This is a genomic window from Arthrobacter sp. CP30 (assembly GCF_053470025.1).
Map to the genome: position 1 here is coordinate 91,131 of NZ_JBQEMM010000004.1, position 20,681 is coordinate 111,811.

19 protein-coding genes are annotated in these 20,681 nt (G+C 71.8%); 9 read left to right on the forward strand and 10 right to left on the reverse strand.

From position 1 onward, the window contains the following. Positions 1 to 23: 23 nt before the first annotated feature. Complete coding sequence (locus tag ACTIMO_RS07280) at positions 24 to 179, forward strand: hypothetical protein (protein WP_191931883.1); 156 nt, start codon at positions 24 to 26, stop codon at positions 177 to 179. A gap of 120 nt (positions 180 to 299) precedes the next feature. On the opposite strand, the gene ACTIMO_RS07285 is transcribed toward ACTIMO_RS07280, so the two are convergent. Together ACTIMO_RS07285 and ACTIMO_RS07290 are read right to left on the reverse strand one after the other, a co-directional pair. After that, entirely contained in the window at positions 300 to 533 is a 234-nt protein-coding gene (locus ACTIMO_RS07285) for a hypothetical protein (RefSeq protein WP_055769911.1), read from the reverse strand. Positions 534 to 633: 100 nt separating this feature from the next. Beyond that, a complete protein-coding gene (locus ACTIMO_RS07290) occupies positions 634 to 1,080 on the reverse strand; it encodes a hypothetical protein (protein WP_055769913.1) in 447 nt (148 codons plus the stop codon). 83 nt (positions 1,081 to 1,163) lie between these two features. Between ACTIMO_RS07290 and ACTIMO_RS07295 the strand changes: the two genes are divergently transcribed. After that, positions 1,164 to 1,976 carry an SDR family oxidoreductase gene (locus tag ACTIMO_RS07295; protein WP_448181978.1) on the forward strand — a complete coding sequence of 271 codons (813 nt, stop codon included), beginning with the start codon at positions 1,164 to 1,166 and terminating at the stop codon, positions 1,974 to 1,976. Positions 1,977 to 2,085: 109 nt separating this feature from the next. Here ACTIMO_RS07295 and ACTIMO_RS07300 read toward each other — a convergent pair whose 3' ends face one another. Then, positions 2,086 to 3,783, reverse strand: a complete 1,698-nt coding sequence (locus tag ACTIMO_RS07300) for an amidohydrolase (RefSeq protein ID WP_448181979.1) — start codon at positions 3,781 to 3,783, stop codon at positions 2,086 to 2,088. A gap of 161 nt (positions 3,784 to 3,944) precedes the next feature. Further along, positions 3,945 to 4,919, reverse strand: coding sequence for an aldo/keto reductase (locus tag ACTIMO_RS07305; protein ID WP_422391433.1), 975 nt, complete (start codon positions 4,917 to 4,919; stop codon positions 3,945 to 3,947). Positions 4,920 to 5,114: 195 nt separating this feature from the next. Here ACTIMO_RS07305 and ACTIMO_RS07310 point away from each other — a divergent pair, with 195 nt between their 5' ends. The 3 genes from ACTIMO_RS07310 to ACTIMO_RS07320 all read left to right on the forward strand — a co-directional run bounded on the left by ACTIMO_RS07310 (position 5,115) and on the right by ACTIMO_RS07320 (position 9,507). Beyond that, on the forward strand, positions 5,115 to 7,145 hold the full coding sequence (locus ACTIMO_RS07310; protein ID WP_448181980.1) for a putative bifunctional diguanylate cyclase/phosphodiesterase: 2,031 nt from the start codon (positions 5,115 to 5,117) through the stop codon (positions 7,143 to 7,145). A 66-nt stretch (positions 7,146 to 7,211) separates the two neighbouring features. Further along, entirely contained in the window at positions 7,212 to 8,537 is a 1,326-nt protein-coding gene (locus ACTIMO_RS07315; RefSeq protein ID WP_448181981.1) for an AI-2E family transporter, read from the forward strand. Then, entirely contained in the window at positions 8,530 to 9,507 is a 978-nt protein-coding gene (locus tag ACTIMO_RS07320; RefSeq protein ID WP_448181982.1) for a D-2-hydroxyacid dehydrogenase, read from the forward strand. Before ACTIMO_RS07315 ends, ACTIMO_RS07320 begins: the two co-directional genes overlap by 8 nt. On the opposite strand, the gene ACTIMO_RS07325 is transcribed toward ACTIMO_RS07320, so the two are convergent. Continuing rightward, complete coding sequence (locus ACTIMO_RS07325) at positions 9,504 to 10,451, reverse strand: NAD-dependent epimerase/dehydratase family protein (protein WP_448181983.1); 948 nt, start codon at positions 10,449 to 10,451, stop codon at positions 9,504 to 9,506. The genes ACTIMO_RS07320 and ACTIMO_RS07325 overlap by 4 nt on opposite strands. Positions 10,452 to 10,580: 129 nt before the next feature. Between ACTIMO_RS07325 and ACTIMO_RS07330 the strand changes: the two genes are divergently transcribed. Continuing rightward, entirely contained in the window at positions 10,581 to 11,333 is a 753-nt protein-coding gene (locus ACTIMO_RS07330) for a TetR/AcrR family transcriptional regulator (protein WP_448181984.1), read from the forward strand. 42 nt (positions 11,334 to 11,375) lie between these two features. Continuing rightward, positions 11,376 to 12,635 (forward strand): hypothetical protein, encoded by a 1,260-nt coding sequence (locus ACTIMO_RS07335; RefSeq protein WP_448181985.1) that lies wholly within the window; start codon positions 11,376 to 11,378, stop codon positions 12,633 to 12,635. Here the strand turns inward: ACTIMO_RS07335 and ACTIMO_RS07340 are convergent. Further along, complete coding sequence (locus ACTIMO_RS07340; RefSeq protein ID WP_448181986.1) at positions 12,622 to 13,473, reverse strand: NAD(P)H-binding protein; 852 nt, start codon at positions 13,471 to 13,473, stop codon at positions 12,622 to 12,624. The genes ACTIMO_RS07335 and ACTIMO_RS07340 overlap by 14 nt on opposite strands. Before the next feature lie 235 nt (positions 13,474 to 13,708). Here ACTIMO_RS07340 and ACTIMO_RS07345 point away from each other — a divergent pair, with 235 nt between their 5' ends. Next, complete coding sequence (locus ACTIMO_RS07345; RefSeq protein ID WP_422391440.1) at positions 13,709 to 14,206, forward strand: SRPBCC family protein; 498 nt, start codon at positions 13,709 to 13,711, stop codon at positions 14,204 to 14,206. Between the two features lie 242 nt (positions 14,207 to 14,448). On the opposite strand, the gene glsA is transcribed toward ACTIMO_RS07345, so the two are convergent. The 3 genes from glsA to ACTIMO_RS07360 form a co-directional block, all read right to left on the reverse strand. Then, complete coding sequence (gene glsA, locus ACTIMO_RS07350) at positions 14,449 to 16,263, reverse strand: glutaminase A (protein WP_448181987.1); 1,815 nt, start codon at positions 16,261 to 16,263, stop codon at positions 14,449 to 14,451. A 45-nt stretch (positions 16,264 to 16,308) separates the two neighbouring features. Beyond that, positions 16,309 to 16,773 carry a hypothetical protein gene (locus ACTIMO_RS07355; RefSeq protein WP_448181988.1) on the reverse strand — a complete coding sequence of 155 codons (465 nt, stop codon included), beginning with the start codon at positions 16,771 to 16,773 and terminating at the stop codon, positions 16,309 to 16,311. Positions 16,774 to 16,843: 70 nt separating this feature from the next. Then, complete coding sequence (locus tag ACTIMO_RS07360; protein WP_448181989.1) at positions 16,844 to 18,295, reverse strand: APC family permease; 1,452 nt, start codon at positions 18,293 to 18,295, stop codon at positions 16,844 to 16,846. Between the two features lie 162 nt (positions 18,296 to 18,457). Between ACTIMO_RS07360 and ACTIMO_RS07365 the strand changes: the two genes are divergently transcribed. Further along, positions 18,458 to 19,129 carry a pentapeptide repeat-containing protein gene (locus tag ACTIMO_RS07365; protein WP_422391443.1) on the forward strand — a complete coding sequence of 224 codons (672 nt, stop codon included), beginning with the start codon at positions 18,458 to 18,460 and terminating at the stop codon, positions 19,127 to 19,129. A 124-nt stretch (positions 19,130 to 19,253) separates the two neighbouring features. Here ACTIMO_RS07365 and ACTIMO_RS07370 read toward each other — a convergent pair whose 3' ends face one another. Further along, complete coding sequence (locus ACTIMO_RS07370; RefSeq protein ID WP_448181990.1) at positions 19,254 to 20,678, reverse strand: CPBP family glutamic-type intramembrane protease; 1,425 nt, start codon at positions 20,676 to 20,678, stop codon at positions 19,254 to 19,256. Between the last annotated feature and the right edge of the window lie 3 nt (positions 20,679 to 20,681).

The following is a 20,681-nucleotide window of genomic DNA, read 5'->3' on the forward strand; positions in this document are numbered from 1 at the left end:
CGATGCATGGAGAGGACGTACCGATGGAAGCCCGATGCCCCAGCTGCGGTTCCGCCCTGATCGAACTGAGCGAGGACCAGTGGCCTGCGGAAGGGCCCGTACCGGCGGGAACGCTCGCCGTGTACCAGTGCGAGCGGAACCACCGCATCACCGTGGGGGAGACACAGGTCTCCGCCTGACCGGACCGACGGGGCAGCCGGAGGTCTCGCAGCCAGGCGTCGTCCGGCCATCACGTCGACGAATGATCAGTCGGTCGCCGTCAGTCGGTCGCCGTCAGGGACCCGTGGTCATCGTGCGGATCAGGGTCCGCCGGTCCTGGCGTCGTCGATCAGGCGGGTCAGTTCGTCGCGGAGTGCGCGCGCCTCGTCCACCGAGAGTTCGAGCTGCTGGTCCTGTTCCACCCAGCCGATGTGCACCATCGGATTCCCGTCCGGACCGGGAGAGGGCGAGAGTCCGACGGCGAGCGCCCGGCCTCCCGTGTGCGTCACGTCGCCGACGATCAGTTCGCCGCCGTCGTCCTCCGCTACTGCCATGATGCCTCCCGGTCGTCGCGTCCTGCTGTCCGTGTCCCCCATGCTAGGCGCGCCCCGCACCACTGTGTCCAGCAGGAGATGTGCGCGGCGGGTGGACGGGTCATCCGGCGTCGGCGGGCCGGACCGCCAGGTTCGGATGCAGCAGCTCGAAGCCCTCGTCCGTGAGGTCGTTGCGGTCGACGTCGTCGGGCAGCAGGACCGCGGTCACCCGGCTGTCGCGGATGGTCGCGCCGGCTGCCCCGCGGGCGAGCGGTGCGCACTCGAGCCCCACACCGATCCCTTCCTCGATCAGGAGGCACACCGTGTCCTCGTCGCTGTTCCCCTGCACCGGCCGTGCCGCGAAGTACTCGACGCCGTCGCGCTCGGCGAGGAAGCGGGTGGTCGCGAGGTCGATCCCGTCGAGGTCCGTCCGGATGGTCAGCCGGTCCCGATCGGTCTGCTCCTGATCCAGGAGGCCGAGCACCGGGCCCGAGCAGGCCGCCAGGCCGAGGACGGAGAGACCGATGCCTGCTGCCAGGAGGCGGGAGCGGGGGACCGGACGGTGCATGGGACTCCTAGGGCGACGGGACGGGATGGGGACCGCCGGACGTGGTCCCAGCCTAGCGAAGCCCACCGACCTAGGCTGGGCGGATGGACACCACCTACCCCCTCAGCGGGCGCTCCTTCGTCGTGACCGGGGTGAGCCGCCCTAAGGGCATCGGCCACGCCGTCGCCGCACGCCTGGCCGACCTGGGCGCCGGCCTGTTCCTCCACCACTACGCGCCCCACGACGAGGAGCAGCCGTGGGGCGCGGATCGCCTCGAGGACGTCGTCGACTCCATCGGCGCACGGCTCCGCGGGGGCGCCTCCCTCGCGCACGGCAGTGTCGACCTCGCGGAGGACGACGGCGCCGAGCGGCTCATCGAGCTGGCCGGCGCCTCGCTCGGACACCTCGACGGTCTCATCTGCAACCACGCGCGCAGCGGCGGGGACGGCACCCTCGACGAGATCACAGGCGAAGCCCTCGACGCCCACTGGCGGGTGAACACGCGGTCCACCATCCTCGCCACCAGGTTCTTCGCCGACCAGCACGACGGCCGAGAGGGCGGGCGCGTCATCTGGATGACGTCCGGGCAGGTGGCGGGCCCCATGCCGTCGGAGATCGCCTACGCGGCGTCGAAGGCCGCGCTCGCAGGGCTGACGGCGTCGGTCGCGGACCGGCTCATCGAGCGGCGGATCGTCCTCAACACGGTGAATCCGGGACCGGTGAACACGGGCTATCTCGACCCGGACACCGCGGACCGGCCGCTCGAGACGCTCCAAGCCGTGCTGGCGCACTTCCCGGGCGGGCGCTTCGGGGAGCCGGACGATCCCGCGCGGCTCATCGCGTGGCTGGTGAGTGACGAGGGCCGGTGGATGGTGGGCCAGGTGCTCAGCTCGGAGGGCGGCTTCCGCCGCTGGTGACGCCGGCAGCGCCGGGCTGGTCGATGGTGACGCCGGCAGCGCCGGGCTGGTCGGTGGGGAGGGCGACGACGGCGGACGCCGCTCGGGCAGCAGATCGACGGGGCATGGTTCATGCCCGGTGGGCTGCCCGCTCGAACACCACGCGGCCGCCCACGATCGTCAGGTCCGCGCGGAGCCGGTGCAGGGCGGGACCGTCGGGCCCGAACGGGTCGGCCGAGAGGACCGCGAGATCGGCCGGTGCCCCCGGGCGCAGCACGCCTGCGGGCGAGCGCGTCACCCGGGCAGACCCGGCGGTGTAGGCACTCAGCGCCGTCGTGAGATCCAGGGCCTCCGCGGCAACCAGCGGTCCGGTGTCGCCGTGGTCCGGGTGCGCCCGATGCACTGCGACGTGGATGGCCTGCCAAGGATCGGCGTCGGAGACGGGCCAGTCCGAGCCCATCGCCAGGGGTGCTCCGCCCGCGAGCATCGACGCGAACGGGTACTGCCAGCGCGCGCGCTCCGCCCCGATCAGCGGGACGGTGAGGGAACGCATCTGCTCGTCGCTGCAGGCCCAGAGCGCCTGGGCGTTGACCGTGACCCCGAGGTGGCCGAAGCGGGGGACGTCGTCCGGGTGCACGAGTTGCACGTGCGCCATCGCGTGCCGGGGCTCCCAGGATCGCGATCCGCCCGGCGTCGGGTGCAGGACCACCGCGGCGCGGCCGACGGCGTCGAGGGCCGTCCGCACGGCCCGGTCCCCGATGGCGTGCAGGTGGAGGTCGAAGCGGGCCGCCTCCAGGGCCTCGGCCGCGGCGTCCAGTACCTCGGGTGGGAGGTACGTGGGGCCTCGGTCCGTCCCGGTCTGGCCCCCGCACGTGCACCCGGCGCTTTCGTAGGGCTCGAGCATGGCAGCGGTGCGGTTCTCCGGGACGCCGTCGACCATGATCTTGGCGCTCGACGTCGGGAACCCGGCGGCGGCGTTCAGGTCCCGGCGGGCACGGAACGAGTCGACGAGGCCGGGGAGGTCCCCGAGCGTGAGGCCGCGGGGCACCCAGAGAGCACCCGAGGCCCGTCCGGTCAGGCGGCCGGAGGCGGCGAGGGAGCGGTACGCCGGGGCGGCGTCGGGGTAGCCGGCGTACTCGCCGATGATCGCCTCCTGCCACCCCGTGACGCCGAGAGCGTGCAGGTGCGCCTGACCGTGGAGGATGCCCGCTTCGACGGCCTCCCGGGTGATCGGCGGGAGCAGCCGGGCCACGAGCGACATGGCGCCCTCGTGCAGGATCCCGCTCGCCGAGCCGTCCGGCCTCCGGCCGATCCTCCCGTCCGCCGGATCCGGGGTGCGGTCGTCGATCCCGGCGAGGTGAAGCGCCGCGGTGTTCACCCACGCGCTGTGGTGGTCGCGGTTGATGAGGTAGACGGGTCGGTGGGGGACGGCGGCGTCGAGCACGGAGGCGTCCGGGAACCCGCCGTCGTAGTGTCCCTTGTACCAGCCGGCGCCGGTGATCCAGGGGGAGTCGCCGGGATCGGTGGAGCGGGCATACCGGGACACCTCGGCCTGCACCTCGTCGGCGCCCCCGCAGTGCCCGACGTCGCACGCGAGCGCCTCGATGCCTCCCATGAACGTGTGGGCGTGCGCGTCGATGAGACCCGGGCTCACGAGGCGGCCGTGCAGATCCACGATCTCGGTGCGGGATCCTGCGGCGGCTCGGACCGCTGCCTCCGGTCCGACGGCGGTGATCCTGCCGCCCTCGACGGCGACAGCGGTGGCGGTGGGGTGCACGGAGAACCCGTCGAACACCCGGCCACCCCGCAGGACGAGGTCAGCCGTCACGGCGCCCGGACTCCTGTGGCGCCGCGCCCGGCGCGTCCCGGCCGATCGGCGTCGTGCGGCCCGTGCCGGCTGCCGGCCGCGCTGGACGTGCCCTCGTCGCTCGTCCTTCCGCCGGTCCGTCGGCCGGCACCACCGGGGTGAGGTGCAGCATCCGGAAGCGGCTAGAAGCCGACGAGCGGATGCGGGACGTAGTGCTCCTCGAGGGCACGGACCTCGTCCTCGGTCAGCTCGATGTCCAGGGACGCGAGGGCGTCCTCGAGGTGGTGGGGCTTGCCGACGCCGACGATCGGGGCGGAGACCACCGGGTTCCGCGACACCCAGGCGAGGGCCACCTGCGCCCGCGTCACCCCGCGGTCCGCCGCGACGGCCCCGACGGCGTCCGAGACGCGGCGGTCGGCGTCGAGCGTGCCGTAGAGGGTCTTACCGAACTGGTCGGATTCGGACCGCGACGTCGTCTCGTCCCAGCGCCGGGCGAGCTTGCCGCGGGCGAGCGGGCTCCAGGGGAGGACGCCGATGCCCTGGTCCGCGCAGAGTCCGTACATCTCGCGTTCCTCCTCGCGGTTGATCAGGTTGTAGTGGTCCTGCATCGACACGAAGCGGGACCAGCCGTTCATGCGCTGCAGGTACAGGGCCTTGGAGAACTGCCACGCGTACATGGAGGACGCACCGAGGTAGCGCACCTTGCCGGCCTTCACGACGTCGTGCAGTGCCTCGAGCGTCTCCTCCAGCGGTGTCGCCGGGTCGAACCGGTGGATCTGGTACAGGTCCACGTAGTCCGTGCCGAGGCGCCGCAGGCTGTTGTCCAGCTCCGCGATGATCGCCTTGCGGGAGAGGCCCGCGCCGTTCGGGCCCTCGTGCATGCGGCCGTGCACCTTCGTGGCGATCACGATGTCCTCGCGGCGCGTGAACTCGGCCAGCGCCCGGCCCACGATCTCCTCGCTCGAGCCGTCGGAGTAGACGTTGGCGGTGTCGAAGAACGTGATGCCGGCGTCGACCGCCGCCCTGATCAGGGGGCGGCTCTCCTCCTCGGGCAGAGTCCAGGCGTGGTTGCCGCGATCCGGCGTTCCGTAGCTCATGCAGCCGAGGGCGATGGGGGAGATGTCGAGTCCGGTGGAGCCGAGTTTCACGGAGCGCATGGGTGACCTTCTGCCGACGTCGGGGATGTCCTCCCCACCCTAGTCCCGGGGATCGGCGAGCGGTGCGCCAGGACGCGCGGGTCAGGCGCCCATCACCCCATTCTGGGTCAGGCGGCTACGATCCTTGCTAGGAGGCCGCCAGGCCACGGACCGCGGCCGGGATCACCGTGGCACTGCGCAGCGGGAGGGCGGAACATGCACGGGGTGAACGGGCCGCACTTCGGCGAGGGCAGGGTGCCGGAGGATCTGCTCATCCAGGCGATGGCCGCCACGTCCGAGATCTCGCTCATCGCCGACGCCGACCAGAAGATCCTGCACGTCTCCGACTCCTTCGTGAACATCACCGGGTACGGCCGTGAGGAGGCCCTCGGGCGCAATTGCCGCATGCTGCAGGGCCCGGGCTCCGACCCGGAGACGACGGCGGCCATCCGCCACGCCCTCACCGCCGGCACGCCCTTCAACGGGGAGATCCTCAACTACCGCAAGGACGGTTCTGCCTTCTGGAACGCGCTGCGCATCACGCCGCTGCGGTCCGCGAGCGGCGCCGTCACGCATTTCGTCAGTGTCCAGCGGGACATCAACACCAGGATGGCGCTCCACGAACAGCTGCGTTTCCAGGCCCTGCACGACCAGGTGACGGGTCTGCCCAACCGCGCGGCCATGGGGGAGCGCATCAGGCTGCTCCTCGGGTCCGGCACCGCGGGGGAGCACGTCCCCGCCATCGGGCTGATCGACCTCGACGACTTCCGCGACATCAACAACAGCTACGGCCACGAGGCCGGCGACGAGCTCCTGCGGGAGTGGGCGCTGCGCCTCCAGGGGCTGCTCCGCGACGGGGACGTCCTCGGCAGGATGGGTGGCGACGAGTTCCTCGTGATCTTCAGGGACATCCCGCCGGCGGACGCGGACGCTGCCTTCCGCCGGTTGCTCGAGCCCCTGCTCGAGATGGCGGGGACGCCCTTCCTGGTCGGCGGCAGCGACGTCACGATCGGGATGAGCATGGGGATCGCCCTGCTGCCTGCCGAGGGCGCCGATGATGCCGACGTCCTCCGTGCGGCCGACGAAGCGCTCTACGCCGTGAAGCAGCGCAAGGCCGACCGCGTGCAGTGGTGGGAACTCGGGGCCGCCGTCGGAGGGGAGCCGGACCCGGACGTCACGGGCGACGACGGCCCTGTGCGACCGTCCGAGGAGATCGGGCGGTCCTATCGGCGGGCCCTGGACACGGGTGTCGTGGTACACCTCCAGCCGGTGGTCGACCTCAGGAAGGGGGGCGTCCACCTCTTCGAGGCGCTCGCACGGCTGGAGCTGCCGGGCGGTCGTCTCGCCGCGCCCGGTGAGTTCCTGCCCCACCTCGACGCCGCCGATCTCGACCGGCTGTTCTCGCGGGTGCTCGACGAGTCGCTGGACCGTTTCAGCGCCTGGTACCGCGACGGGGTCTGCGACGGGATCTCGGTGAACCTGCCGCCCTCCGTGCTCCTGCGCCCGGCCCTGGTCGGCGACCTAGCATCCTCGCTCGCCCGGCACGCCGTGCCCGCCGGATGCCTCACGCTGGAGCTGCTGGAATCGGACAGCGTCGACTCCGAGGCGCAGAGCGAGGTGCTGCAGGAGATCGCCGGGCTCGGCGTCGGTGTGGCGATGGATGATCTCGGAGCCGGCTACAGCAGTCTCAAGCGTCTCTCCACGCTGCCGTTCACCACCATCAAGCTGGACCGTGATCTCCTTGCAGGCATCCACACGCGCCCCACGGATGCGCTGAGCATGATCGCCACCCTGATCCAGATGGGCCGGGACTTCGGGATGAAGGTGGTGATCGAGGGCATCGAGGACCGCAGCGTCGCCGAGGCCGTCACGGTGCTGGGTGCCGCCCTCGGGCAGGGGTACTACTTCTGCCGGCCCATCCCGGCCGCCGAGGTGCCCGCCTTCGCCGGCCGCTTCGGCGAGGCCTTCCACCCCGATCTCTTCCGGACCCACCTCGGAGCGCTCGCCTACCACTGGCAGTTCGCGCGCCTCGGGTCCCCGCACCCGCGCGAGCTCGCCGACTGTCCGCTCAGCCACTTCCTGTCCGCGGTCGGCTCGCCGACCGACGTGGAGCGCTGGCACGCACAGCAGCATGACGGGCGCGCCGTGCACCTCGGCGCCGGACAGCTCATGGTCGACTGGCTCGTCCAGCAGGTCCGGCTGACGGCCGAGCAGGTCAGCGCCCTCCCGGTGGCCGGCGCATCCTGAGTTGCAAGGGGTCACGCCGCCCTGCGCGGTGAGCCCGCAGCCGCCCGCTTAGGGCAGGATGGCTACGTGACAGAAGCAGACGCCGGTAGCCCGGACACCGAGACCCCATCTCCACGACGGTCTGCGCGGCGATGGAAACCCGCGCCCCGGCCTGTCCCCGCGGCACACGGCTCCTCCGTCGCCCGCCGCTTCAGGCCGCACGCCTTCGCCGACGGCCTCACGGTGAGTGCCGCGTGGACGGCGCGTTCCATCATCGTCCTCGCCGGGCTGGTGGTCCTCTGGTACCTCACGAAGGCACTCTGGTCCATCGTCCTGCCCACGCTCTTCGCCCTCCTGCTCGCCTCGGTGCTCTGGCCCGTCAACAGGTTCCTGCGCCGCGGCCTCCCGAAGGTCCTCGCCGCACTCGTGACTCTGCTGGGGTTCATCGGGATCGTCGTGGGGATCGGGGCGCTGACCATCCCCGCGATCGCGAGCGGCGTCACGGACCTCTCCGGACTCGCGCGGGACAACATCGCCGACCTCGCCGCGTTCGTGGCCGGGCCGCCGCTGAACCTCGACACCCCGAACCTCGACAGCATCGTGGACACGGCACTGAGCCAGGTCCAGGCCAACGTGGGGAACATCGTCAGCGGCATCACGACGGGCCTGGGCGAGCTGACGTCCGGCACGGTGGTGGTGCTGCTGGCCCTCGTCTTCACCTTCTTCTGCCTCAAGGACGGCGACCGCTTCATGCCCTGGGCGGCGCGCTGGACCAATTCGACGGCGTTCGGCCATGCGTCCATGATCGCGAGCGGGACGTGGAGGGCCCTCTCCTCCTACATCTTCGCGCAGGCCACGGTGGCTCTGGTCGATGCCGTGTTCATCGGGCTCGGCCTGGTGCTCCTCGACATCCCGCTCGCCATCCCGCTGGCCGTGCTGGTGTTCTTCTCCGCCTTCATCCCGGTGGTCGGGGCGATCGTCTCCGGGCTCGTCGCGACGCTCGTCGCGTTCCTCGCCTACGGCTGGGTGAGCGCGCTCGCGGTGCTCGGTCTCGTGGTCCTGGTCCAGCAGCTCGAGAGCAACTTCATCCAGCCCCTGCTCGTGGGGCGGACCCTCGAGATCCATCCCGCCGTCGTGCTCGCCTCGGTGACGGCCGGCGGCACGCTCTTCGGGATCATCGGGGCGTTCCTCGCGGTCCCCACGACGGCGGTGGCGATCGTGGTGCTGCGGTACCTGCGCGACCAGTCGATCGAGAACAGACCGGCGACCGGCGTCGCCTCCGGGGACCCCGACGCCGTTCCGCCCGCGCCGAGCACGGCGTCCGGCGAGGGCCCGGCCGCGACGGCATCGGACGACGAGCCCAGTGCCCCGGCGGGGCCGGTGGGGCACCGCTCGGAGCAGTCCGGTGGCTAGGCGGCCGGTCGTCGCAGTCCTCGAGGGAGCCCGCCCGGTGCGCGGGCTCGAGCGCGTGGCCGGACTCGCCGACGTCCGCATCGCGCAGGCCGGGGACCTGGACCGGGCGCTCGACGGCGCGGAGGTGCTCTACCTCTGGGACTACTTCTCGGGAGCGCTGCCCGCGGCCTGGCACGCCGCGGGCTCGCTGCGCTGGCTGCACGTCGCGGCGGCCGGGGTGGACAGGCTGCTGTTCCCCGGGCTGGTGGCCTCCGGCGTCGTCGTCACCAACGCCCACGGCATCTTCGACCAGCCGATGGCCGAGTACGTCCTCGGCGGCATGCTGCACGCGGCCAAGGGGTTCGGTCCCCTCCGCGACCGGCAGAACGAGGGGGTCTGGGCGTGGCGTGAGGGCAGGAACATCGCCGGGACCCGAGCCCTGGTGGTGGGCACCGGCAGCATCGGCCGCCACACGGCCCGCCTGCTCCGCGCGGTCGGCGTGCGAGTCGAGGGGGTGGGTCGCACCGCGCGCGGGGACGACGCCGACTTCGGCCGCGTGCACGCCTCGAGCGACCTGGAGCGGATCGTCGGGGACGTCGACTGGCTCGTCCTCGTCGCACCGCTCACCCCGGCCACCGAGCATCTCGTGGACGCCCGGGTCATCGACGCGCTCCCGTCCACTGCCGTGCTGGTCAACGCCGGCCGCGGCCGGCTCGTCGACGAGGACGCCCTCGTGCGGCGCCTGACCGCGGGAACCCTGGCGGGAGCCGTGCTCGACACCTTCGCCGTCGAGCCGCTGCCCGGGGACCACCCGTTCTGGTCCCTGCCGTCGGTGCTCGTGACGCCGCACATGGCGAGCAATGCCGATTCCTGGCTGGATGATCTCGCCGCTCAGTTCGAACGCAACTTCCTGCTGTGGGCCGCGGGGGAGCCGCTCCCCGGCGTGGTCGACAAGGCCCTCGGGTACGTACCGTCACGCCTCGTGCCCTAGGCGGCTGATCCGGCCACGGCCAGGTCCTCCCGCCACCACCGGACGGTCTCCGCGGCACCCTGTTCGAGGGGAGTAGGGGCGAGCCCGAGGAGCCGCTCGGAGGCCGAGGAATCCATGACGAAGGGCCGGTCGAACTGGTACGCCAGCTCGGCGATCTCCCGCATGGACGGCAGTACGGTGCCGAGCGCCCGCAGCAGCCACCCGGGAATGCCCCTGAGCGGAGGCACAACGACGCCCGCCGCCAGGGCGAACGCCTCCGCCATCGCGCGCTGGGACAGCGCCGGGAGGGTGGGTGCGTGCAGCATCCGGTCCGCGGCGCGGGGCAGGCCGGCCGCGGTGATCATCGCCGCCGCGAGATCGGGCACGTACGTGAAGGAGTGCGGTGCCCCGGGATCGCCGACCAGCTGGATCGCCTTGCCCGCCAGGATGGCCGGGATCATCCGTTCACCCGCGTGGGCCATGCGGGCCCGCGGACCGTAGAAGTCCGAGGCGATCACCGAGACCGTGCACGCCGGCGAGGCCGCCCGCGCCGCCAGGAGTGCCGTCCGGACGCCGCGCTTGCCTCCGGTGGCCGCGCGCTCGCCGTCCTCGGTCATGACGGTGTCCGGGTGGCTGTAGGAGTAGAGGCTCTCCGGGAACACGACGACGGTGCCGGCGCGATGTGCCGCGTCGAGCACCACGGCCTCGGCGGCGGGCAGTTCGCGCCGCCAGGATCCGGCGGTGTAGGCGCTGCCGTGGATGCAGTGGAAGACGGCGGCGGCCCCGGCGATGGCCGAGGCCAGTGCCGCGGGGTCCGAGGCGTCCGCCCGCAGCTTCTCCACCGACGGGTGGTCGGGACCGCTGCCCGAGCGGGTGAGGAGACGGACGGTGTCTCCGCGCTCGGCGAGCTGCTCGGCGATGGTCCAGCCGACGGGTCCTGCTCCGGTGACGACGTAGAGCGTCATGATCGTGCCTTTCGTGAATGGAAGTGAGAGCACTGCTCTCAGAACCAGTGTGCGCGTCCTCCCCGTCGAGGTCAAGAGCACTGCTCTCATCAGTTGACGGTGCTCTCTCCCGCATGTAAGGCTGGCGCCATGTCAGGAACACCGAGGGCCCGGGCCCGGGAGCAGACACTCGGGGACATCACCAGCATCGGGCGCCGCCACCTCGGCGAGGTCGGCGCCGCCGCGCTCTCCCTGCGCGCGGTGGCGCGGGAGCTCGGCGTCGTCTCGTCCGCCGTCTACCGGTACGTGGCCAACCGTGACGAGTTGCTGACGCTCCTCGTCGTCGATGCCTACACCGAACTGGGGGACGAGGTCGACGCCGCGGTGGAGGCCGCGGGGACGGCCGCCGCCGACCGCTTCAGGGCGCTGGCGCAGGCGGTGCGCGCCTGGGCCGTCCGCGAGCCGTCCCGCTATGCGCTGCTCTACGGCAGTCCCGTCCCGGGGTACGCCGCTCCGGCCGAACGCACCACCGCCGAGGGCACGCGCGTGGTCACGCTGCTCGCTCTGATCATCGACGGTGCCTGGCGATCGGGGGAGCTCGACGACACGGCCGAACCCGTCGCGCCCGTGCTCGCACCGGATCTGCGGGCCATCCGCGACCAGCTCTCACTCGCCGTGCCGGACCGGGTGATCGCGGCAACGGTGCAGGCCTGGTCCGCCCTCTTCGGTGCCGTCTCCTTCGAGGTCTTCGGCCAGTACGGTCCCTCCACCTTCGCCGACCCGGCGGCGCTGTTCGACCTCGTGGTGGACCGGATCGCCGTCCAGCTCGGCCTCCGGCGGCTGACGCATCCCGCCCCCGCCGGGAGCAGGCGGAAAGATTGGCGCACGCCGCGCACCGGGTGAGAGACTGGCCGCTGCCGCCACCACCCCGACCAGGAGCAACCCGTGCGCATCCGCCTGCCCAGCCCGGAGACCCGGAACACCGCCCGCTCGGTCTGGCTGTTCTTCGCGGTCATCCACGCGGGCTTCCTGGCCCGGCTGCTGCCGTTTATCATCGGTGGGGGAGTGCTCAGTGACATCCGCTTCTACCGCGAATGGGCCTACAGCGCACTGAACGACGGCGTCTGGGAAGGTATCGACACGGCGTGGGTGTACCCCGTGGGGGCGCTCGCGCCCATGGTGCTCGCCGCGGCCTTCGGTCCGTTCCTCTACCAGCTGGCCTGGTTCGCGCTCTTCGCCGGGCTCAACGCCCTGGGAACCGCCGCCCTGCTGCGACGCGGCACGCCGTCGTCGTTCACCGCCGCGTACTGGTGGCTGACCGCCACCGCGCTGCTCGGCCCCGTCGCCGTCGGCAGGATCGACGGGCTGACGGCCCCGCTCGTCATCACAGGGCTCCTCGTCGTCGCCGCCCGCCCCTTCGTGGCCTCCCTGCTCCTCAGCGCCGCCACCTGGATGAAGGTGTGGCCCGCCGCCGTGGTGCTCGCGGCACTCGTGGTGGTCCGTGACGGCAGGCTGCGCATCGTGGGGGCCGGCCTCGCACTCACCGCCGCGATCGCCGCAGCGGTCACGGCCTTCGGGGACGTCCGGAACCTCACCGGCTTCCTCAGTGCCCAGGGCGCCCGCGGCATGCAGCTCGAGGCCCCGCTCAGCACCCCCGGTGTCTGGCAGGCCATCACCGGTTCCTCGGGCGCCTACTTCTTCGAGGACGAGGTCATCAACACCATGGAGGTCCGGGGCGCGCTCAGCGGCGTGGTCGGCGACCTCATGACACCGCTACTGGTCCTGACCGTGCTGGTGGTGGCTGCCGCCCTGGCCGTCGCCCTGCACCGCGGGGCCGCCGCCGGGAGCCTGCTCGCCACCGGTTCGCTCGCCCTCGTCGCCACGCTCGTGGTCTTCAACAAGGTCGGCTCGCCGCAGTTCATGCTGTGGGTCGCGGCGGTGATCGCCGCAGGGCTGGTCCTGGACGGCGTGGCGGGCTGGCGGTACCCCGCCCTCGCGATGCTGGCCACGGCCGCCCTCACCACGCTGGTCTACCCGGTGTTCTACGACGCCCTGCGCTACGAGCTCAACCCCGCTGTCGCCGTCCTGCTCACCCTGCGCAACCTGCTCGTCGTGAGTATCTTCGTCTGGTCCCTCGTGCGCCTCGGACGGCTCGCAGCCGGCACGCGCACGGCGGGGTCTGCACCATCCGTCAGGGGTGCCTGACGCCCTCCCCGGCGAGCACGGCGCGGTACCCCTCACGGTAGGTCGGGTAGGTGAACGAGAAGCCCGACGCGCGCAGGCGCCTGCTGTCCACGCGGCGGGCCCCGCCCCGAACCGGACCGCCGGAGCCGTCGCCGGCCGGCGGCTCCGGGAGGGTGAGCTCGGCGGCGAGGAAGCGCAGCACCTCGGCGAGGTCCACGGGCAGTTCGTCGCTGCCGAGGTAGATCCGCTCCGGTTCCTCGACGTCCAGCACGAGGTGCACGATCGCGGCGGCGGCGTCGTCCCGGTGGATCCGGTTGGTCCACTGCACCTCCTGCGGCAGAACCGCGCTGCCGCCGGTCACCTGGTCGATGAGACGCGTGCGCCCCGGACCGTAGATCCCCGAGAGGCGCAGCACCGTCCCGTGGTCGGTCCGTGCGAGGAGGACGTCCTCGGCCTCCTTCACGAGGCGCGCGGTCGGGGCGGTGCCCTCCGCGGGTGAGTCCTCCGAGACCCAGCCACCGCCGAAATCCCCGTACACGGCGGTGGAGGAGACGAAGAGGACCCGGCGCGGGGTGACGCCGTCGCGCTCGAGGGCATCGAGCACGTTGCCGGTCGCGTCCACGTAGGCGCTGCGGTACGCCTCCTGCGTCCTGCCGCCCGCCGCGGTGGCGATGACGACGACGTCGGTATCAGCCGGGACCGGGGGCAGCGGCTGCGTCAGGTCGGCGCGCACCCCCTCGATGCCGGCCGGCAGGCGCTCCGGCGAGCGGCGCCAGCCGACCACGCGCTCCCCCCGGGCGGCGAGCCGCAGCCCGACCTCCGTGCCCAGGTCCCCGCATCCCGCGATCAGTACCGTCATGCGCCGTCCGTCCTTCCGTCACGGGCCTGGTTCGGCCACGTCCGACCGCCAGTCTAGGGCGGTGCCGACAGTGGCGGTGCCGACAGTGGCGGTGCCGACAGTGGCGGTGCCGGTCGTGGCGGTACCGGCACCGAGCGCCGGCGGGGAGGGAGGGGGAGGCGCCGTAGACTGGCCCGCGGCGCCCCGCTCCCACCGGGCCGGGTCCGGCCAGGTATCCGAGCGAGGGGGGGAACGCATGGGACGGGTGATCTCGGTCCAGGACAGCGTGGTGATCGCGCAGTCGCCGCAGGTGCTGTACGGCATGGTCAGCGACGTGGTGCGGATGGGCGAGTGGAGCCCGGAGAACAGGGGAGCGGTGCTCGCGGCACCGGGCGTGCCCATCGGGGTCGGGACGGTGTTCGACGGCGCCAACACGCGGGGACGGGTCAGCTGGACCACCCGCTGCACCGTGACGGCCGCGGAGCCGGGCCGGGAGTTCGCCTTCCGCGTCCATGCGATCGGCGGGCGGACGCGGCGGCTGCCCGCGAGGATCGCCGCATGGCGCTACACCTTCGAGGAGGGCGACGGCGGCACGCTCGTCACCGAGACCTGGACGGACGACCGACCCTGGCACGATGCCGCGGCACGCGCCTTCGACTACGTCGCGACGGGTGGCACGACCTTCGCCGCCTTCCAGCGCGGCAACATCCGCCGGACCCTCAGGAACCTGAAGGCCGCGGCCGAGACCGCCTGAGGCCCGCCGCACACCGGACGTCCCGGCATAGAGGAGGCAGGATCACCGTGACGGTGATCCTGCCTTTTTCGGAGCCAGTGCTCAGCGGCGGCTTCGCCTGGTCGCCGTCCGCAGCTGGATGATCCGCACCGCACCCACGAGAGCGACGATGGCCCCGCCGCCGACGGCGGCGATGAACAGAGCCAGGCCGAGGGCGATGGATCCCTCGAAGCCGAACGGGGTCCAGGACGCAGGCAGGGTCGTCAGCCGCGGATGCGCACCGCAGTCTCCCGGAGGTACAGGTCCACCCGCGTGTAGGCGTCCCGGGTCAGGGCCTTCCACAGTTCCACGGCGAGCGGCGGATCCTCCTTCTCGATGCTCCTGATGGCCTGCGCCGTGAGGACCTTCACATGGACGTCCTCGAGGGCCTTCACGGTGGTCTCCTGCCGGTCGTCGCTGCCGAGGGCCAGCTCCCCGAAGGTCATGCCGGCGCTCAGCGTGGTCAGCCTGAGCCGCTCGCCGGAAGGACCGGGTACCGACGTGGCGATCTTTCCGGACAGGATGAAGAACACCCCGCCGAAGCTCTGCCCGACGCGGCGCACCACGTGCCCCTTCTCATAGGTCCTGTCCTCCATCCGGAGCGTCAGTGCCTCGACGGCCTCCTCGGACAGCGGGCTCAGGGCGGGGCACTGGGCCACCTCCACCCGTGCGGGCAGGACCAGATCGCCGCCGTAGCGGGTGATCAGCTCGTTCTCGCACCACTCCACGGCGGCCGTGCGCGTGTCGAAGGTCGGCACGGCCCGGTCGACGTCCTTGAAGGTCTCGGCGAGGGTGCTCTCGCCGTCGATCAGCACCAGCTCGCAGTCCACCGCCTCGAGGTTCGCCCGGACCTCGCCGAGCAGGCGCAGCGACACGTCCGCCACCTCGTCGACGCGGCGCAGGTCGAGGATCACGACATCGACGTCGTCGTCCAGCCCGCTGAGCTCGCGCACCATCGACTCGGTCCCCGCGAAGAGCAGGTCCCCGTTGAGCTCGATCACCATGGCGCGGTGGCCGTGGTCGCGGAGGACCTCCATGGCCTCGTCGGTCCTGCGGATACCCGACGGCGCCGCCGTGATGTCGTAGGTGGCGCGGATGGCCGAGCGCCCGGCGCGCGCGGCCCGGACGAAGTGCAGTTCCATGTCGCGGGAGAGCCGCTGGCTGGTGGCCATCCCGCGGACGCTGCTCCCGTGCTCGTCCAGGGGCGGGGAGTACACGGCGAGCCCCACCTGGCCGGGCAGGACGGCGATGGTACCGCCGCCCACCCCGCTCTTCGCCGGCATGCCGACGGTGCTGATCCACGAACCGGCGTCGTCGTACATCCCGCACGTCGTCATCACCGAGAGGACGCGCTCGACGGCGAGGATGTCCATCGCCTCCACCCCGGTGAGCGGATTCCGGCCCGAGTTCGCGAGCGTCGCGGCCATGACGGAGAGGTCGACGCAGTTGACCATGACCGAGCACTGCCGGAAGTAGTCCTCGATGACCGGCGTCGGATCGTCCTCGATGATGTCGAAGGAGCGCAGGAGGTAGGCGAGGGCGCGGTTCCGGTGCCCGTGTTCCAGCTCCGACCGGAAGATCTCCTGGTTCACGCCGAGCTGGCGGCCGGCGAACGCCGAATAGGCGTTCACGATCCGCTTGAACCGGGTGTTGCCGCCGCGCGACTGCACCAGCGACGTGGCCGTCAGGGCTCCGGCGTTGATCATCGCATTCGACGGGCGTCCCGTCCCGGGGGCGAGGGAGACCTCGTTGAAGGAATCCCCCGACGGCTCGACGTCCACCTTCGCGTCCACCGCCTCCATGCCGAGGTCCGCGAGGGCGAGCCCGTACGTGAAGGGCTTGGAGATCGACTGGATGGTGAACTCCTCGCGGGTGTCACCGACCTCGTACATGTAGCCGTCCACGGTGGTCAGGCAGATGCCGAAGTTGTCGGGATCGACGTTCGCCATGGCGGGGATGGTGCTGTACGGCTTGCCGTCCCGCAGCTCGGAGATCTCCCGGTGGATGGTCCTGAGGTACGTGTCGATCGGCGATTCCATGCTTCCCAGCCTACGGGCGCGGCCGGTGGCGGACTGCCCGCCCGGTCAGCGCGTGCGCAGGGTGTGCCGGATGGAGAGGACGAAGAGCTGGGCGACGGCGGTGGCCAGGCCGAGGAGGATCAGCGGCGGGGCCGCCAGCACCGTGGTGTTGAACCAGGGGTTGACGTACATCCCGTTCGCCTGTCCGTTCATCATGGCTTCGTCGAAGGCCCTCTGGTACATGCTCGGCGCAGCGAAGAAGTACACCCCGAGCGCGGTGAGGACGGCGGCCGCCACCCAGATCCAGACGTCGAGAGGATTGCGGGGTTGTGGCTCCTCGGTCTCCTGCGCGGTGTCCGGTCCCACCTCGACGATCCCCGGGATGGCTGCCTCGTCGGGCGGGGCGACGGGAAGGGCGGGAGCGGGAGGGGCCTCGGAGGTCATCCGCGGCACCGCATCGGTGGCGCCGCCCCGCTGGTAGATGCCCTCGTAGCGGGGATCGTAGGTGCCCTGCAGTCGGTCCGTGCTCATCGCTGTTCCTCCCCCTGGACTGCCGAATGCTGTCCAGTAAAGCACGGCGGCTGATCGTCGGGCCCCGCCCTCACCTGCGCGCGGCGAGCTCGTCGAGCAGGCGCTCCTCGGCGTCGTGCCCCGGGGCGATACCACGCGGGATCCGCAGCAGGAACACCACGCCGAGCACCCACCACAGGCCGAAGAGGATCCACGGAGGCGGCGTGAGCGCGGCGGGCATGCCGGGCAGGTACAGGCTGAGGAGTGCCAGGCAGAGGAGGACCGCGATCCAACCGATGACTGTGCCCCCGTTGCCCGCGCCGCCGATCCGCAGCGGTCGCTCCATGGCGGGCTCACGGCGGCGCAGGATCACGAACACGAGGGCCACGAGGATGTAGGCGAGCACGATGCTCGGTGCACCGGAGTCGACGAGCCAGCCGAGCATCTGCGTGCCGAAGAACGGGGCGGCGAAGGACAGCGCGCCGATGAACACCAGCGCGTTGACCGGGGTGCGGTAGCGGGGGTGCAGGACCCCGAACCAGCGGGGGAGCATGCCTGATCGCGACATCGAGTACATCAGCCGGGACGCGCCGAGCAGCAGCGAGTTCCAGGAGGTGAGGATGCCGGCGATCCCGCCGGCGATGAGGACATTGGCCATGATGCCGCTCCCGAACATCACGCCCATGGCGTCGGCCGTCGCGATGTCCGCTCCCGCGAGGTCTGCCGCCGGCATGGCGGAGGAGGTGGTCACGATGGTCATCACGTACCAGATGGTCGCGAGGACGACGGCGACGACGACGAGCCGGCCGATCTGCCGCGCGGGGATGTTCACCTCCTCGGCGGACTGCGGGATGACGTCGAAGCCCACGAACAGGAACGGCACGACCACGAGGACGGCGAAGAAGCCCGCCGAGCCGCCCGTGAGGAACGGCTCCATGTTCGCGGTCGAGCCGCCGGTGAAGCTGCCGAGGACGAGGATCAGTCCGATGACGAGCAGGAACACGACCACGAACGTCTGCGCGGCACCGGCGATCTTCACGCCGCGGATGTTGACGAACGTGATGACGACCGCTGCGACGGCGCCCACGAGGGCCCACGTCAGGTGCACCTCGTCGCCGGCGATCGTCCAGAGGGGGATCCGGCTGAGGTCCGGGAAGATGTACTCGGCCGTGCGGGGCAGGGCGACGGCCTCGAAGGCGACGATGGTGACGTAGCCTCCCGTGATGGCCCAGGACCCCACGAAGGACCAGCGCGGGCCCATGCCGCGGAGGAGGAAGTTGTGCTCGCCGCCGGCTTTCGGCATCGCCGCTGTGAGCTCGGCGTAGGTGAGTCCGACGACGCCCATGATGACCCCGCCGGTCACCATCGCCAGGACGGCCCCGCCCGTGCCTGCGGAGGCGATCCAGCCGCCGGTGAGGACTACCCACCCGAAACCGATCATGGCGCCGAACCCCAGGGCCAGTGCGTCCCAGTTGCCGAGGACCCTCAGGAGCGAGGCATCCTGCCCGCCCGGACCACCTCGCGTGCTGTCGTCGGTCGACATGGTGCCTCCCATCTCGTGCGTCGTCTCCCGGTCATGGTCGGACCACTGTAGGGGATGGCGGGCCCCCGGAGAACAGCCCGCGCTGCCCGATCCGACACCGGCCCGTGATTGGATCAGGATCACCTGCCCAGCCGGTGGAGCGGGTCAGGACCGGAAGGAACCATGCCACCCCGATCAGCACGCACGTCGACCGAAGCCCCTCGCCTCGCCCTGCACGCACCGTCGAACCTCACGCGGGTCGATGACCCCGTCCTCCTCGACGGCGAGCACCGGGAGGGCGAGCTCTACGCGCGCGCCGTCCTCGATGCGGGCGACCTCGCGGGCATCACGCTGCAGGAGTGCCTGCTGCAGAATGTCTCCCTCGACGGGACGGAACTGCGGGGCGCGCGCTTCCTCGAGTGTTCCTTCGAGGATCTGTTCGCGCCGGTTTTCCGGGCCTCCCGCACCAGCTGGCGGGGGACGTCGCTGCGCGGTACGCGCTGGGGATCCGCCGAGCTGTACGACAGCAGGTTCGACGCCGTGCACCTCGACGGCGGGAAGCTCGACTTCGTGAACCTGCGCGGTGCCCGTCTCACGGATGTCCTGATCAGCGGGTGCATCATCGGAGAACTGGACCTTACGGGCTGCACGGCCACGCGCGTTGCCCTGCAGGACTGCACGGTCGGCACACTCACGCTCGACGGGGCCCGGCTCAGGGACACGGATCTGCGGACGAGCAGCTTCCGCACCATCAACGGTATCGACGGGTTGCGGGGAGCGACCATCGACGACGGGCAGATGCTCCTCCTCGCGCCGTTCCTCGCCGAGAGCATGGGTCTGCGGGTGGAGGGCTGACGCCGGTGCCGGAGGTGCCGGCGGGCGTCGTCGGGTAGGGGCGGCGCCGGGCTCGTCCCCGGACCGTTGGCCGTCGTCCTGGGCCGGCGCCCGGCGTCGTGCCGGCGGGCGTCGCGGGGCAGGGTCAGCGCCCGGCCTCGTGCCCGGACCGATCGCCGTCGTCGTCCCGGGCCTCCTGGCCGTCACCAGAGTCCGGGCGCGCCGCGGACGCGGCCGAGGTTGCCGCGGGGTAGCCGGGACCGGACGGGTAGGGCGTGCCGGCGGGGTAGCCCGGACCGCCAGGATGCGAGGGTCCGGGCGGATGACGGTCGGCGGTGTAGTCGCGCCCCGGTGCGGGCTGCGCAGCGCCTGCCCGCGGGCGGTCGACGGGCGATCCGAACGGGTCCTGCCACACCGGGCGCTGCAGGGGTGCCGGCGTCGGCCCGGCCGGATGCTGGACCAGCGGGGCGGCGGAGTGGGCAGTGATCGGGGCGTCGACGTGCCCGTCGGTCCCGTACCGGCCCGTCCCGTACTGGGTCGGGTCCCAGGATCGGACCTGGGCCGGGACCCCGGCGACGGCGTGCATACCCCCGGGGAAGCCGGGGTGTGCGCCCTGGCCGGCTCCCGCGGGTACGGGGTCGGGCCGGGCCGCCGTGGGACCGGCCGCACCGGGGCGTGTCCGTCCGATCCCGCGCCGGTTCGCCAGCCGCACGATCACGGCTGCCGTGACGGCCATGGTCGCCACCGAGACGACCAGCCCGCCCACCGAGCCCTCGGTGTTGTTCACGTCCACCACCCCGACGGCGCCGAGGACGAAGATGGTCATGTTGTTGATCGCGTGGACGGCGATCGCCGCCTCCAGTCCGCCTGTACGCCAGGTGATCCACCCGGCGAAGAGGGCGAAGACCGCGACGTCGGCCTGGCCGAGGGGATCGTACCCGTGACCGAGCACGAAGAGGGGGATGGGGAGGAGGATCGCGAACGCCGGATGCCGCAGCCAGCCACCGATCGCCTGCATCAGGTATCCACGGAACACGTACTCCTCGGCGGCTGCCTGGAACGGGACCGCGAGCAGGGAGAGCGCGAGCATGATCCACAGGACCGACGTGTCCTGCTGAGCGAACGGCGCTGGGCCGTCCTCTGGGAACACCACGGTGAGGAGGGTCGAGACGAGCAGGCTCGCGAGGAAGACGGCGATCGCCGTGACGACGCAGGTCACCAGCCAGCGCCAGCGGATCCGCCCCGCCACGGAGGAGAGCAGGCCGATGGGCTTCGGGCCGATGATGAACGTCGCCATGCCCAGGGCGGGAATCATGAGGATCAGGGACACCAGGGTGAAGGCGAAGATCACCGGGTTGCTGAGATCGAGCGCCTCCGCAGCCTCCATGATCCGCTGCGTGTCGGCGGAGGTCGCGAGTGCCGCGACCACGCCGACGACGAGCAGCAGTACCGTGAGCGCGAGGTAGAAGGCCAGTCCGAGCAGCCCGGTCAGGAGCGGTTTCCACCACCGGTACTGCGGCCATGAACGGGCGAGGCGGTGGTACGCGTAGTGCTGGTCGAGCTGATCCATACT

What these genes read in the sequence shown, in the direction of transcription:
- ACTIMO_RS07340 (WP_448181986.1), bottom strand. Translation starts at nt 13,473, where the DNA reads ATGACGGTACTGATCGCGGGATGCGGGGACCTGGGCACGGAGGTCGGG.
- ACTIMO_RS07305 (WP_422391433.1), bottom strand. Translation starts at nt 4,919, where the DNA reads ATGCGCTCCGTGAAACTCGGCTCCACCGGACTCGACATCTCCCCCATC.
- ACTIMO_RS07295 (WP_448181978.1), top strand. Translation starts at nt 1,164, where the DNA reads ATGGACACCACCTACCCCCTCAGCGGGCGCTCCTTCGTCGTGACCGGG.
- ACTIMO_RS07330 (WP_448181984.1), top strand. Translation starts at nt 10,581, where the DNA reads ATGTCAGGAACACCGAGGGCCCGGGCCCGGGAGCAGACACTCGGGGAC.
- glsA (WP_448181987.1), bottom strand. Translation starts at nt 16,263, where the DNA reads ATGGAATCGCCGATCGACACGTACCTCAGGACCATCCACCGGGAGATC.
- ACTIMO_RS07290 (WP_055769913.1), bottom strand. Translation starts at nt 1,080, where the DNA reads ATGCACCGTCCGGTCCCCCGCTCCCGCCTCCTGGCAGCAGGCATCGGT.
- ACTIMO_RS07355 (WP_448181988.1), bottom strand. Translation starts at nt 16,773, where the DNA reads ATGAGCACGGACCGACTGCAGGGCACCTACGATCCCCGCTACGAGGGC.
- ACTIMO_RS07280 (WP_191931883.1), top strand. Translation starts at nt 24, where the DNA reads ATGGAAGCCCGATGCCCCAGCTGCGGTTCCGCCCTGATCGAACTGAGC.
- ACTIMO_RS07285 (WP_055769911.1), bottom strand. Translation starts at nt 533, where the DNA reads ATGGCAGTAGCGGAGGACGACGGCGGCGAACTGATCGTCGGCGACGTG.
- ACTIMO_RS07365 (WP_422391443.1), top strand. Translation starts at nt 18,458, where the DNA reads ATGCCACCCCGATCAGCACGCACGTCGACCGAAGCCCCTCGCCTCGCC.
- ACTIMO_RS07325 (WP_448181983.1), bottom strand. Translation starts at nt 10,451, where the DNA reads ATGACGCTCTACGTCGTCACCGGAGCAGGACCCGTCGGCTGGACCATC.
- ACTIMO_RS07345 (WP_422391440.1), top strand. Translation starts at nt 13,709, where the DNA reads ATGGGACGGGTGATCTCGGTCCAGGACAGCGTGGTGATCGCGCAGTCG.
- ACTIMO_RS07310 (WP_448181980.1), top strand. Translation starts at nt 5,115, where the DNA reads ATGCACGGGGTGAACGGGCCGCACTTCGGCGAGGGCAGGGTGCCGGAG.
- ACTIMO_RS07360 (WP_448181989.1), bottom strand. Translation starts at nt 18,295, where the DNA reads ATGTCGACCGACGACAGCACGCGAGGTGGTCCGGGCGGGCAGGATGCC.
- ACTIMO_RS07370 (WP_448181990.1), bottom strand. Translation starts at nt 20,678, where the DNA reads ATGGATCAGCTCGACCAGCACTACGCGTACCACCGCCTCGCCCGTTCA.